Origin of the sequence: Streptomyces sp. NPDC058685 (assembly GCF_042714725.1) — a bacterium.
In the GTDB taxonomy this organism is placed as follows: Bacteria; Actinomycetota; Actinomycetes; order Streptomycetales; family Streptomycetaceae; genus Streptomyces.
In genome coordinates this window covers 118,044-131,228 of the sequence record NZ_JBHXSL010000017.1, presented here as the reverse complement: position 1 = coordinate 131,228, position 13,185 = coordinate 118,044, and the positions used below count along the sequence as shown (strand labels likewise).

General features: G+C 71.1%; 10 protein-coding genes. 3 read left to right on the top strand and 7 right to left on the bottom strand.

Annotated elements, in window-relative coordinates:
* Window positions 1-142 precede the first annotated feature (142 nt).
* Complete coding sequence (locus ACFWU3_RS17100; protein ID WP_384437499.1) at window positions 143-2,269, top strand: TPM domain-containing protein; 2,127 nt, start codon at window positions 143-145, stop codon at window positions 2,267-2,269.
* Between the two features lie 62 nt (window positions 2,270-2,331).
* Window positions 2,332-3,045 carry a PspA/IM30 family protein gene (locus tag ACFWU3_RS17095; protein WP_384437496.1) on the top strand — a complete coding sequence of 238 codons (714 nt, stop codon included), beginning with the start codon at window positions 2,332-2,334 and terminating at the stop codon, window positions 3,043-3,045.
* Between the two features lie 203 nt (window positions 3,046-3,248).
* On the opposite strand, the gene ACFWU3_RS17090 is transcribed toward ACFWU3_RS17095, so the two are convergent.
* From ACFWU3_RS17090 to ACFWU3_RS17065, 6 genes are all read right to left on the bottom strand, one after another.
* A complete protein-coding gene (locus ACFWU3_RS17090) occupies window positions 3,249-5,879 on the bottom strand; it encodes a SpoIIE family protein phosphatase (protein ID WP_384437493.1) in 2,631 nt (876 codons plus the stop codon).
* 148 nt (window positions 5,880-6,027) lie between these two features.
* The gene (locus ACFWU3_RS17085; RefSeq protein WP_384437490.1) at window positions 6,028-6,444 is read right to left on the bottom strand and encodes an ATP-binding protein; all 417 of its coding nucleotides are present in this window, start codon (window positions 6,442-6,444) and stop codon (window positions 6,028-6,030) included.
* 230 nt (window positions 6,445-6,674) lie between these two features.
* Entirely contained in the window at window positions 6,675-7,094 is a 420-nt protein-coding gene (locus ACFWU3_RS17080; protein ID WP_384437487.1) for a (deoxy)nucleoside triphosphate pyrophosphohydrolase, read from the bottom strand.
* Window positions 7,095-7,128: 34 nt separating this feature from the next.
* Window positions 7,129-7,308 carry an SPOR domain-containing protein gene (locus ACFWU3_RS17075; RefSeq protein ID WP_384437484.1) on the bottom strand — a complete coding sequence of 60 codons (180 nt, stop codon included), beginning with the start codon at window positions 7,306-7,308 and terminating at the stop codon, window positions 7,129-7,131.
* Window positions 7,309-7,485: 177 nt separating this feature from the next.
* Window positions 7,486-9,261 carry a purine-cytosine permease family protein gene (locus ACFWU3_RS17070; RefSeq protein WP_384437481.1) on the bottom strand — a complete coding sequence of 592 codons (1,776 nt, stop codon included), beginning with the start codon at window positions 9,259-9,261 and terminating at the stop codon, window positions 7,486-7,488.
* Window positions 9,262-9,430: 169 nt separating this feature from the next.
* Window positions 9,431-10,183, bottom strand: a complete 753-nt coding sequence (locus tag ACFWU3_RS17065) for a GntR family transcriptional regulator (RefSeq protein ID WP_384437478.1) — start codon at window positions 10,181-10,183, stop codon at window positions 9,431-9,433.
* Window positions 10,184-10,417: 234 nt separating this feature from the next.
* Here ACFWU3_RS17065 and ACFWU3_RS17060 point away from each other — a divergent pair, with 234 nt between their 5' ends.
* Window positions 10,418-11,770, top strand: a complete 1,353-nt coding sequence (locus ACFWU3_RS17060; RefSeq protein WP_384437475.1) for a glycoside hydrolase family 18 protein — start codon at window positions 10,418-10,420, stop codon at window positions 11,768-11,770.
* Window positions 11,771-11,881: 111 nt separating this feature from the next.
* Here ACFWU3_RS17060 and ACFWU3_RS17055 read toward each other — a convergent pair whose 3' ends face one another.
* On the bottom strand, window positions 11,882-12,997 hold the full coding sequence (locus ACFWU3_RS17055; protein ID WP_384437472.1) for a DUF4190 domain-containing protein: 1,116 nt from the start codon (window positions 12,995-12,997) through the stop codon (window positions 11,882-11,884).
* Window positions 12,998-13,185 lie beyond the last annotated feature (188 nt).

Here is a 13,185-nt window from a genome sequence, read left to right as displayed (position 1 = left end):
CGCCCGGCCCGCGCGCGGGCCGGTCGGGCGCCAGGCACCGCCGTACGGCCTCAACCGCGGACGCGGCCACCGACAGTGACGGTCACGCACCGTGCGTGCCGGTCCGGTCGCGCCCGGACAAGGCCGGACATAACCTCCCCATGTGACGCGAATAGCCACCCGAGTGCTCCTGGCGGTGCTGGTGGCGACGTGGTGGCTGGCCGTGCCCGCCGCCCGCGACGCCCTGGCCGACGAGCCCGTCAGCCTGTCCCGCGACGGTCAGATCACCGACCGGGTGGACGCGCTCGGCGACCGTGAGCAGCCGGTCGTCCAGGCTCTCGACCGGCTCTACGACACGACACGGCAGCAGCTCTTCGTCGTGTACGTACGGGACTTCTCCGGCCGCTCCGCGCAGGACTGGGCCGAGGCGACCGCGCAGAAGAACGGCCTCGGCCAGAACGACATCCTGCTCGCCGTTGCCACGCACGACCGGCAGTACGCGTACTTCGTGGACGCCGCTTCGCCGCTGACCGACGCACAGCTCGCGGACGTGGCGCGCACCGCCGTCGAGCCCGCTCTGCGGGAGAACGACTGGGCGGGCGCGGCGATCGGCGCGGCGGACGGCTACGGCGCGGTTCTGAACGGACGGCCGGTGCCCGCACCGGCTTTGACGCCGGGCGATCCCGACCCCGGAGGATCCGACGCGATGGGCGCGGGCGATCTGGTCCTGCCGGTCGTGGTGGTCGGCGGCGCGGCCGCGATCGGGGCCTTCGCCCTGGTCAGACGCCGCAGGCGCACGGCCACCCGCACCACTCCCCAGGGTGGCCGGGCGGGCTGGGGTGACGGGGCCCAGTCCCCGGTGCCGCTGCCCGCGCTGGACGCCCGGTCCAAGCAGGCCCTGGTGGACACCGACGACGCCCTGCGCACCAGCGAGGAGGAACTCGGTTTCGCCACCGCCCAGTTCGGCGACGAGGCGGCGAAGCCCTTCCGGGACGCGGTCGAGCACGCGCGGAGCGAGCTGACGGCCGCGTTCAGGCTGCGCCAGCAGCTCGACGACGCCCATCCCGAGGACGACGCCACCCGTCGGCGGATGCTCGACGAGATCGTCTCCCGGTGCACGGAGGCCGACCGGCGTCTCGACGCCGAGTCGGAGGACTTCGACCGGCTGCGCGCCCTGGAGCAGAACGCACCGCAGGCCCTCGCCACCGCACGGACGGCGTTCGACGATCTCGAAGGCCGCCTGATCACGACCGAGGCCACGCTCACGGTGATGCGCGAGCGATACGCGCCCTCGGCCGCCGCTCCCGTCGCGGACAGCGTCGAACAGGCCAGGGACCGGCTGCGTTTCGCCGGGGCGGGGCTCGACGAGGCGGATCAGGCCGTCGGCGCCTCCGACCATGCCAGGGCGGCCGTGCACGTACGGGCGGCGGAGGGCGCTCTGGCGCAGGCGCGTCAATTGATCGAGGCCGTGGACCGGCGGGCGCAGGAGCTCGCGGAGGCGGCCGGCAAGCTGCCGGGCGCGCTGACGGAGACGGACGCCGACCTGGCGGAGGCGCGGGGACTGCTGAAGGGGACGTCGGCCGGAGTGTCGACGGCCGGTCTCCAGGGCAGTGTCGCCCGCGCCGAGACGGTGGCCGGTGAGGTGCGCCGGGAGACGGAGACCGGGCCCTACGACCCGATCGACGCCCTGCGCCGGATCGAGGAGGCGGATGCCGCGCTCGACGAGGCCCTCGCCGGTGCCCGGGAGAACGAGCAGGGGGTACGCCGGGCGGGCGCGCTGCTCGACCGGGCGGCGCTCGGGGCCCGGTCGTCCGTCGGCGCGGCCGCCGACTACATCACCACGCACCGCGGGGCGGTGGGGAGCGGGGCGAGGACCCGGCTGGCGGAGGCGCAGCGGCGGCTGGCCCGCTCGGAGGAGCTGGCCGCGGCGGGGGACGTGCAGGGCGCGTTGGCCGAGGCGCAGCAGGCGGACGCGCTGGCACGGCAGGCGCAGAGCCTGGCCGAGGAGGACGTGCGCGGATTCGGGAACCCGTTCGGGCCGGGCGGTGTACAAGGAGCGGGAAGTGCGGGGGGTGGGCTCGGGGGCGCGGTGCTCGGCGGGATCATCCTCGGCGGACTGTTCGGCGGGGGAAGGAGCGGGGGATATGGCGGGGGTTATGGAGGCGGAGGTCTCGGGGGCGGATTCGGCGGCGGTTTCGGCGGCGGTTTCGGGGGCGGTTTCGGCGGCGGCGGGCCCGGCAGTTTCGGCGGCGGGGGCACACGCGGCCGCAGGGGTGGTGGCCGGTTCTGACGTGGTTTCCGGTGCGTGCGGCGCGCGCACCCCTGACATCAGCCCTCACAAGGAGAAGTGCGATGACGAAGCAGACGATTCTCGGCCGGGTCACCCAGCTGGCGAAGGCCAACATCAATGCCCTCCTCGACCAGGCCGAGGACCCGCAGAAGATGCTCGACCAGCTGATCAGGGACTACACGAACAACATCAACGAGGCGGAGCAGGCGGTGGCGGGCACCATCGGCAATCTGCGGCTGATGGAGGAGGACCACCGGGAGGATGTCGCCGCCGCGAAGGAGTGGGGCACCAAGGCGCTGGCGGCGAGCCGGAAGGCCGACGAGCTGAGGACGGCCGGCCGGAGCGCGGAGGCGGACACCTTCGACAACCTCGCCAAGGTGGCCCTTCAGCGACAGCTCCAGTCCGAGAAGGAGGCGAAGACCGCCGAGCCGACGATCGCTTCCCAGACGGAGATCGTGGACAAGCTCAAGAGCGGGCTGGAGCAGATGAAGACCAAGCTCACCGAGTTGAAGGCCAAGCGCGACGAACTGGTGGCCCGGGCGAAGTCCGCGCAGGCGCAGAACCAGATGCTGGACGCGGTGAAGAACATCAATGTCCTCGACCCGACGAGCGACCTGTCCCGCTTCGAGGACAAGGTCCGCCGGGAGGAGGCGAGGGCCATGGGGAAGCAGGAGCTGGCGGCGTCCTCGCTGGACGCGCAGTTCGAGCAGTTGGACAGCCTGGGAGACACGGCGGAGGTCGAGGCGCGGCTGGCGGCGCTGAAGGCCGCGTCCTGAGGGCGGGACGCGAGTCCCTCTCGGGAGCGCGCGTCCGCGCCACGGTGTCTCTGTCCGGGGCACGCGTCCCCGCACCGCCGTCAGGAAGACACGTCCCCGCACCCGCACCGCTGCCCGGGACACGCGTCCCCGCACGTCTGACGGGGGCGCGCGGCGTCGCCGAACCGACTCTCGTGTCGGCGGCTCGCAGCCCCGCACCTCTGTCAGAACATGCTGAGCAGCTGCTCCACGGTCGGCTCGGAGGCCGAGTCCCCGTCGGGCAGCGGAAGTTCGAACCAGACCGTCTTGCCGCGCGGGGTCCGGCGCGACCCCCAGGCCGCGCTCAGCAGCCCGACCAGCTGGAGTCCGCGACCTCCCTCGTCGGTGTCGCGCGCCCGACGGCGGCGCGGCTGGACGAGGCCCGCGTCCCAGACCTCACAGACGAGGGTGCGGTCCCGCAGCAGCCGCAGCCGGATCTCGCCCTCGCCGTACCGCAGGGCGTTGGTGACCAGTTCGCTCACGAGCAGCTCGACCGTGTCCACGAGCGCTTCCAGGTCCCAGGAGACCAGCTGGGCCCGGGCCAGCTCGCGGGCCCTGCCCACGGAGCGGGGCTCCCGCGGCAGCCGCCAGTCCCCCACCGCCTCGTGCGGCAGACCCTGTATCCGGGCCATCAGGAGCGCGATGTCGTCCTCGCCGTGGCGGGTGTCGAGGGTCGTCAGTACGTGGTCGCAGACGTCCTCGAGCGAACGGACCGCGCCGATGGCGGGAGGCGCGTCCGGCCGCAGCGCGGGAGAGCTGTGCGGGCCCGCGCCGGGGCGGGCCGGGTCGGTGAGCGCCGAGCGGAAGGCCCGCAGGCCCTCGTCGAGAGGGTGGTCCCGCGACTCGACGAGCCCGTCGGTGTAGAGCGCGAGGAGCGCGCCCTCGGGGAGTTCGACCTCGACCTCCTCGAAGGGCTCGCCCCCGACGCCGAGCGGCATCCCGGGCGGGACGTCGAGGAGCAGCGCCTCCTCGCCCGGTTCGACCAGGACGGGTGGCAGATGACCGGCGTTGGCGAAGGTGCAGCGCCGGGTGACCGGGTCGTAGACGGCGTAGACACAGGTGGCGAGATAGACCTCGGAGAGGTCCGCCTCACGGGACTTGTGGGCGACGCGCGAGGCCTGCTGGGTCCCGCTGGGGCTGCCGAGGCCCCGGGCGATCTCGTCGAGCGCCGAGAGCACCTCGGCCGGTTCCAGGTCCAGCAACGCCAAGGTGCGCACCGCGGTGCGCAGTTCACCCATGGCGACCGCGGCGCGCAGCCCTCGGCCCATCACGTCACCGACGACCAGGGCGGTGCGGTGGCCGGGCAGTTCGATGACGTCGAACCAGTCACCGCCCACCTCGGTGGCGGTGTTCCCGGGGAGATAGCGACAGGCGATGTCGAGGCCGGCGGCCTCGGGGTCACCGGGCGGCAGCAGGCTGCGCTGGAGGATGAGGGCCCGCTCGTGCTCCCTGCGGTAGAGGCGGGCGTTGTCCATACAGACCGCGGCGCGGGCGGCGAGTTCGACGGCGAGTGCCTGGTCCCGCTCGCCGAAGGGCTCGCTCCCCTTCGTCCGGGAGAACTGCACCAGGCCGACGACGGTGTCGTGCGCGACCATCGGCACGGCCAGCGTGGACTGGACGAGCGTGCCCTCCTCGCCCGGTATCGCCTGTACCCGGGCACTGCGCAGGGCCGTCGAGCAGGGCGAGTTGAAGGAGTAGCGGTGCACTTCGCCGACCGCGGTGGGGGTGCCGTCCTGCTTGCTGCACCCCGGCGTGGTGATCAGGGGGGCGTCGGACACGGCGCTGGCGAAGGCGACACGGCGGAGCTCCGCGCTGCCTCCGCCGTAGCTCTCCGGGTGGGGCGCGTCCCAGCGTCCGGGCGGTGCCTCGTCACCGGTGAGCAGCCCTTGGTAGAGGTCGACGGACGCGAGGTCGCAGAAGCCGGGCACGGCCACGTCGAGGAGTTCGCGTGCGGTGGTCTCCAGGTCCAGGGAGTTGCCGATACGGGCGCTTGCCTCGTTCAGCAGGGCGAGATTGCGGCGGGCGCTGGCGGCCTCGCGGGCGGCGACGTGGCGGCGCGTCACATCGGTTCCGACTCCGGCCACTCCGATGGGCCGGCCGGAACCGCTGTGCACCCGGTAGAGGTTGATCGACCAGTGGCGCCGGTCGGTGCTGTTCGGTGCCGCTCCGACGATCTGGAGGTCGATCGCGGACTCGCCGGTCTCCAGGACCCGGCGCAGCGAGGCGTTCATCCGTTCCGCCTCGGGGCGGGACAGATAGTCGTGGACGGTCCGTCCGCGGTGCTCGTCGGCGGTGCCCCCGAAGACCGTGGCGAACCGCTCGTTGGTGCGCTGCACCTTGAGGTCGGTGCCGAAGAGGAGGAATCCGAAAGGAGATTGGCCGAAAATCGCCTGCGATGCGGCCAGATCGGTCTCAATCCCGCGCAGCGCGCGGACGTCGACGACGATGCAGAGCGCGGCCCTCTCGCCACTCTCCGTCTCACTCGGCATCACATAGACCTCGGCGACGCCGTGCGCGCCGCCCTCCCCCGGCATACGGAACGGGACGAGCCCCGTCCACTCCTTGCCGTCGAGGATCTCCGCCACCTGGCGGTGGCCGCGCGGACGCAGCTCGCTGGGCATGAAGACCTCGACCGGGTCCTTGCCCCTGACCTCGGCCGATGTCATGCCGAAGAGGTCCACCGCACGCCGGCTCCACTGGTCGACCAGGCCGTCGGGCCCGATCGAGAAGGAAGCGACCTTGATGTAGTCATAGATCGAGCCAGGCGGACTGCTCTGCCATACGACATCGCTCGTCGTCTCAGGTATTTCGCTCACGCGACCGTCCCCTCCAGCTCACCGCACCGGACCGGCCATGACCGCAGTATTCAGCACTACGGCCCTGACGCACACGGCGTTCACGATCACAGCCCGGTCTCGTTCATTTTGAGCCGAGGGGGTCCGTGATCGTCGTCCCTTCGGACTTTTAACCAGCCAGAGGCAGCTCGAACCACACGGTCTTGCCGGTTCTGCCACGGCGGGTACCCCAGCGCCGGGCGCTGACCGCCACCAGTTGCAGCCCGCGTCCGCCCTCGTCGTCGGAGGTCGCGGATCGCTCGGTGGGCGGATCGGGAACGGGGTCGGAGACCTCCACCAGCAGCGAAGGAGCACTGCCGGCGGGCTCGAGCCGGATGAGCCGGACCCCGATCGGACCTGCTGCGTAGCGCAGGGAGTTCGTCACGAGCTCGCTGACCAGCAGCACCGTCATGTCCTCGATCGCGTGGTCCAGCCCCCAGGCGCGCAGAGTGTCCCTGACGGCATGACGGGCGGTACGGACGGCGTTGGGCTCGGCAGGGAAGGTCCACTCGGCACAGTCGCCGTCGGTGTCGATCACGCCGCTCACTTCCCAGACCAGCAGCAGGCGCCCTATTTCGGGGGGTTAATCAGCACATACCCGATATTCGAACCGAGATATCCCACTCGGGTCAGCAATGGGTGCACCGTGGCACGAACGGCGTACGGATCACTCCTGCGCGCCGCCACCCGAGGTGCCCACGCCACCGCCGAGCCGGGTCGGTCGCGGATGCGGGCGGCACCGCCGCCGCCGCCGTGATCACGACGCAGGCGCCACCGTCACGGCCGGCGACCGGCACGGCCGCCGCTCTCGCGCAGCAGCCGGGCCGCCTCCGCCACCGCCGGGCGGTCCTGGTCGAGCCAGTCGACGGTGTCGGTCTCGTCCGGGCCCAGCCAGCGCAGCGCGTCGTGGTCCTCCAGTGGCCGGGGTTCTCCGGAGACCAATCGGGCCGTCCAGACATGCAGGACATATCCCGGCTTCAGGGGCCACTCCCCCGGGATGCGCTCCAGCGGCTCCGTCTCCACGCCGAGCTCCTCGCGCAGCTCGCGGACCAGCGCCTCCTGGGGCAGCTCACCCGGTTCGAGCTTTCCGCCGGGCAGTTCCCAGCGGCCGGCGAGTTCGACGGGGGCGCTGCGGCGGGCGGCCAGCAGGCGCCCCCCGTCGTACAGGGCTCCGGCCACCACGACACGATCAGTCATGCGCCGGAGCGTACTGCTCTGGGCGATCGGCCGGTCAGCGCGTGGTCTGCCCGATACGCTCGACCCAGTACAGCTGCTTGTGACCCTTGCCGTCGAGCGTGTCGGCGATGCGCTGGGCCTCGTCCTGCGTGGCGTACCGGCCGACGCGATAGCGGTTGCCGTTGTCGTCCTGCCGTATGACCAGCCAGGGGAGCACGGGGCCGCCGTCGTTCATCGCGCCCCTCCCTCGGTGGGTCGGTGTGTCCGTAACGATCGCCAGGAAACCGCACTACGCATATGCCCGAGCGTACGCCTGACCTTTACTCAGCGGATACGTGTTTACACAAAGAGATAGGAATGAGGGGCGCATCCGGCGTGGATGCGCCCCCTTCCGGCTGGATTCCGGCAGGTCCTACGCCCCCGCGGTCGGACCGCCCGGCACCGCCGCCAGAGCTCGCCGGACCGTCGGCACCGGCATCAGGACGGGTCCGGACGCCGGGTCCTTGCGGCAGACGTCACCGCACTCGGCGTCCAGGGAGCAGCACAGCGAGCAGATCGGGCCGGACTGCACCGGGCAGTCGGCGATGTCCGGGAGCTCGTACGCCGTCTCGCACACCCCGCAGGTGTGGGTCGCGGTGATGTCCCCGACCTCCGCGCCGGGGCCGTTCACCGGGTTCGGCCGGGCGAGGTAGTACCGGCCCTTCGTCGCCCAGGCGATCAACGGGCACAGCACGAGCGCGAGTCCGGCGGCGATGAAGGTGGAGAAGGCCTCGGCGTACCGGCCGAAGAGTCCGAAGAACGCGAGGATCGAGACGGTCGACGCGATGACCATGGCGCCGAAGCCGGCCGGGTTGACGGAGCGGAGATAGGCCCGCTTGAACTCGATGTACGGCGGGCTGAGTCCGATCCGCTTGTTGATGACCAGGTCGGCGGCCACGGCCGCGATCCAGGCGATGCCCACGTTCGAGTAGAAGCCGAGCAACTTGCCCAGCGCGGCGAACATGTTCATCTCCATCAGCGTCAGCGCGATGGCGAGATTGAGGAAGATGTACCAGACCCGGCCCGGATGGCGGTGGGTGATCCGGGAGAAGAAGTTCGACCAGGACAGTGAGCCGCTGTAGGCGTTGGTCACATTGATCTTGATCTGCGAGACGATGACGAAGAGCGCGGCCGCGGGCAGCGCCACCGAACCGAGCCACGGCTTCAGCGCCTCCAGTTGTGGGGCGATCGGCTCCAGGGCGTGCGTCTTGCCGACGGCCTCCAGCGCGACGAAGGCGAGGAACGCGCCACCGATCTGCTTGGCGGCGCCGATGATCACCCAGCCCGGACCGGCGGCGAGAACGGCCAGATTCCAACGGCGCCTGTTCTGCTCGATCTTGGCCGGCATGAACCGGAGATAGTCGGCCTGTTCGCCGATCTGGGCGATCAGCGAGAGCGCCACTCCGGTGCCCAGACCGAAGCCGATCCAGGAGAAGCCCGACCCCGCCCCCTCCGTACCGCCGAAGGAGCCGAACGCGCCCCAGGCGTCCGGGGCTTCGAAGGCCAGCACGACGAAGGGCAGCACCATCCCGATGATCCAGATCGGCTGGGTCCACGCCTGCACCTTCGCCAGCGCGCCCATACCCCGGAAGACGATCGGGATGACGATCAGCGTGGTGACGAGATAGCCGATCTCGACCGGCAGCCCGACGGCCTGGTGCATGGCCTGGGCCATGATCGAGCCTTCGAGCGCGAAGAAGATGAAGGTGAAGGACGCGTAGATGAGGGACGTGAGCGTCGATCCGAAGTAGCCGAATCCGGCACCGCGCGTGACGAGGTCCATGTCCAGGCCGTACTTCGCGCACGCCCGGGCGATCGGGATCCCGGTGAGGAAGATGATCGCCGCGGCGGTGAGGATGGAGGCGAGTCCGCTCGTGAAGCCGTAGGTGAAGACGATCGACGCACCGATGGCGAAGTCGGCGAGATACGCGATGCCGCCGAGCGCGGTGCCCGCGACCATCGAGGGCGACCAGCGCCGGAAGGAGTGCGGCGCATAGCGCAGCGAGTAGTCCTCACGGCTCTCGTCGGCGGCCAGTCTGGCGTAGCTGCGGCGGGGCCCCGGCCCCTCGGCGAGCGCGCCTCCTGCGTCGGCCGCCGGTCCACCCCCTTCGTCCGGCGTCCTGGTGACAGATGTGGCGGTTTCCGTCATCGATGGCTTCCCGTCCGTCGGTCCGTGTGCGGATGCATGCGGTGCACGGACGGGAAGGTAGGAGCCGGACATGACAGGGCGGAGCAGGGACCGATTGCCCCGTGGTTACGGCACGGCGGGCGGCGTTAACTCGTGATCACGGGTCCCGGACGGCCTGTTCGGTCAGCGGTCACTTCACCGGCAGGTGGTACGCGATCCGGAAGCGGTCGGCCGGAACGACCACATCGGCCGTCTCGACCGCGCGCCCCGAGGCGTAGTACGTCCGCTCGACGACCATCACCACATGGCCGGGGACACCACCGAGCGCCAGGAGTTCCTCCGCCAGCCCCGGGCGCGCGCCGACCTGCTCCACCACGTTGTCCACGACGATGTCGATGGCCGCCATCCGCTCCACGACGCCGCAGCCGCCCAGTGGCCCCTCCTCCGGCAGCATCACCGGGGTGCGCCCGGTGACTTCGAGCGGTTCCCAGGAGGTGGAGAGCATGGTGACCTCGCCGGCGTCGCGGAAGACATAGCGGGTCCGCATCACCCGGGCCCCCGGCTCGATGCCCAGCCTCTCGGCGACCTCCGGGCTCGCGCCCTCCTGTTCACTGCTGGACTCCCAGGTGCCTCGGGTGCCCTCGGCGGCCTGTTCCTGACGGAAGGGGTTCGCGCCCACGGGCGGGCGGTACCCCGAGCGGGAGATACGGCGCGGCACGGGCCGCTCGCGGACATACGTCCCGGAGCCGGAGCGGCCTTCGACCAGACCCTCCGCCATCAGGACCTTGCGCGCCTCCAGGGCGACCGTGTCGGACACCCCGTACTCCTCGCGGATGCGGGCCTGCGAGGGGAGCCGGGTGTGCGGCGGCAGCGAGCCGCTGACGATCTTCTGGCGGAGATCGCCCGCAACGCGGAGATACGCGGGCTGCTCACCGAATGTCACTGGCCACTCCCATCGCATTGACAGACAGCAACAGCCTGGCAACCGACGGTTGTTGACCGCAACTGTAGGCCAAGGTTTCACTCGAAGTGATGAGTTGCCGGTCCATCGCGGTTTGTCGCGGACAGGCCGATCATTCTGCGCGAACCCATTGACCTCAATGGTCCAGACCAATACGTTCCTGGCAGCACAACTCCGTTCACGGAACCTTCCGGCACACGCACAGGAATGAGTCCCATGCGTCGAAGAACCTTTGTCCGGACGGCTGTTGCAGCCTGTTCGCTCTCACTCCTCGCGGCGCTCGCCCCCGCCGCGTCGGCCGGCACCAACGCATCGGCGCCGGCCGCGGCCGGCCAGAGCCACGGCGGCCCCTCGTACAAGCGCGTCGGCTACTTCACCCAGTGGGGCGTCTACGGCCGGGACTTCCAGGTCCAGGACATGGACACCAGCGGCCAGGCCGCCAAGCTCACCCACATCAACTACGCCTTCGGCAACGTGAACGCCGAGGGCAGATGCTTCACCGGCAACATCCCCGGCGAGGCCGACGCCTGGGCGGACTACGCCCGCCCGCTCGACGCGGAGAACTCGGTGGACGGCGTCGCCGACACCGCCGAACAGCCGCTCGCGGGCAACTTCAACCAGCTGCGGGAGCTCAAGGCCAAGCACCCCGGCCTCAAGGTGATGATCTCCCTGGGCGGCTGGAGCTGGTCCACCCACTTCTCCGACGCGGCCCTCACACCCGCCTCCCGCAAGGCGTTCGTCTCCTCCTGCATCGACCTCTACATCAAGGGCAATCTGCCGGTGGACGGCGCGCGCGGCGGCGCGGGCGCGGCGGCCGGACTCTTCGACGGCATCGACCTCGACTGGGAGTGGCCCGGTTCCGCGGGCGACACCGACACGGTCTACCGCCCGCAGGACAAGCGGAACTTCACCGCCCTGGTGCACGAGTTCAGGACCCAGCTGGACACGTACGCCAAGACTCAGAAGAAGCGCAAGCACTACGAGCTGAGCGCCTTCGTGCCGACCGCGCCCGAGAAGATCGACGCGGGCTTCGAGGTCCGCAAGATCATGCGGGACTTCGACTTCGTCAACCTCCAGGGCTACGACTTCCACGTCTCCGGCGAGAAGACCACGGCGCAGCAGTCCGCGCTGTTCGCCCGGAACGACTTCAGCGTCGACCAGACGGTGCGCGACTGGCAGCGCCGCGGTGCTCCGGCCCGCAAGCTGGTGGTGGGCATGCCGTTCTACGGTCAGGGCTGGACGGGCGTGACAGGCGGGGGCGACGGGCTGAACCAGCCGGCCACCGCGCCCGCGCCCGCGACCTGGGCCGCCGGGTACGAGGACTACAAGGCCCTCAAGAAGCTGGCCGACGCGGGCACGTACACCGTGCACCGCGACCGGCGCGGCGGACATGCCTGGCTCTTCGACGGCACCACCCTGTGGACGTACGACGACCCGCAGGTGCTGCGCACCAAGTCCTCGTACATCCGTGACAGGGGTCTGGGTGGCGCCATGTTCTGGTCCCTGGACGGGGACACCGCGAACGGCGAGCTGATGACGGCCGTCGACCGCGGGCTCTCGCGCCGCTAGAGGCGCGCGGGCGGAACACGCGGAAGCCGGCGTCCGGGCCGTCATGGCCCGGGCGCCGGCTTCGTGTTCGCGCGCCCCGGTTCGTCGTCCCCGGCGACCGGCTCCCGGCGTTCACGCCCCCGGTTCGTCCGGCGGCGGTACCGACGTCAGTCCGAGAGCGCGCCGCACGGACACCTCGGTCGCCTGGACCAGCGTGTCCTCGCCCTGCAGAGCGTGGTCCCAGAAGGAGTCCTCCTCCTCCGCTCGGGCGGCCCTGTCCCAGTGGGCGCGCGCACGGTCGAACTCCCCCGCCCGCCGCTCCGCCGCCGTCGCGACGGCGGCGGGCCACGCATGCTCCCGCAGGGCGCGTGCCTGCGCGGCGAGTGTGGCGGACGTCTGCCGGGCCCAGTCCCGATGACCCTGAGCGTCCTCGGGGAACTCCTCCTCGGGTTCGCTCCCCGACCGCGCGATGACGGCCGACTCGGCTCTCAGATAAGCGAGTTGATGCGAATTCAGGCTGGTCGCGTCGCGTCGTAGCGAACCGGTCACCTTCGCGCCGCTGACGGAGGCGAAGCTGCACGTCACCGCGGAGTCGCCGAGCCGCCAGCTCTCGTCGGTCGGCAGGTAGTAGTACGCGTCCATGCCCTTGGGCCGGTCCCAGGCGTCCAGGGCATAGGCGTCGTTGATCTCCTGACAGCGCTTCCCGGCCAGGGTGTCGAGGCGGCTCTCCCCCGGGTAGTCGTCGAAGCCCGTGACCTCGAAGCCGCCGGACACCTCGGCCTCGTGCTTCCCGTCGCAGTCGACGACCTCGACGCCCGCGGTCTCCTGGTCCTCCGGCACCGCCGCGCCGGGGAGGTTGAAGCAGTCGCCGGTACGCAGATCCAGGGTGCTGCGGTGCCGGGACGCCTGATCCACACCCGTCTTGACGCCGTCCCACATCTCGCCGATCCCGCCGGTGGCGAGCACGACCACGAGCAGCAGGGTGCTGACGGCGGAGAGGCTGGTGCCCGCGATCGCCATGCCCTTCCCGCGTTCGCCCTTCTTCCTGATCTGGACCAGGGCGATGAAGCCGAAGATCATGCCGAGCGGCGGCAGACAGCAGACGAGACCGAGCACGAGGGAGGCGATGGACAGGCCGTTCACCGGCTGCACGGGCGGCGGTACCGGATACCCGGGGAACGGCTGGTGGGGCGGCTGCGCCCCGTACGGCGGGTACGGCTGTCCGCCGCCCTGCTGCGATGGGTCCACGGCTGCGGTGCTCCTCGGGATGCGTCGACCTCGGCCGGTTCGCGCGAACAGGCGTGCGGATTATACGTGTCACGGGAGGGCGCGCGGAATGCGGGCGACGGAAAGGGGCGGCCGCCGTGGCGACCGCCCCTGCCGGCCCCTCAGGGGCCGTCGTACCGGGCTGCGGATCTGTCGGGCGAGCGTCGGAA

Bases quoted from the DNA above. Each gene is read 5' to 3' on its own strand.
- ACFWU3_RS17095 (WP_384437496.1), top strand. From the start codon at position 2,332: ATGACGAAGCAGACGATTCTCGGCCGGGTCACCCAGCTGGCGAAGGCC.
- ACFWU3_RS17080 (WP_384437487.1), bottom strand. From the start codon at position 7,094: ATGACTGATCGTGTCGTGGTGGCCGGAGCCCTGTACGACGGGGGGCGC.
- ACFWU3_RS17075 (WP_384437484.1), bottom strand. From the start codon at position 7,308: ATGAACGACGGCGGCCCCGTGCTCCCCTGGCTGGTCATACGGCAGGAC.
- ACFWU3_RS17070 (WP_384437481.1), bottom strand. From the start codon at position 9,261: ATGACGGAAACCGCCACATCTGTCACCAGGACGCCGGACGAAGGGGGT.
- ACFWU3_RS17060 (WP_384437475.1), top strand. From the start codon at position 10,418: ATGCGTCGAAGAACCTTTGTCCGGACGGCTGTTGCAGCCTGTTCGCTC.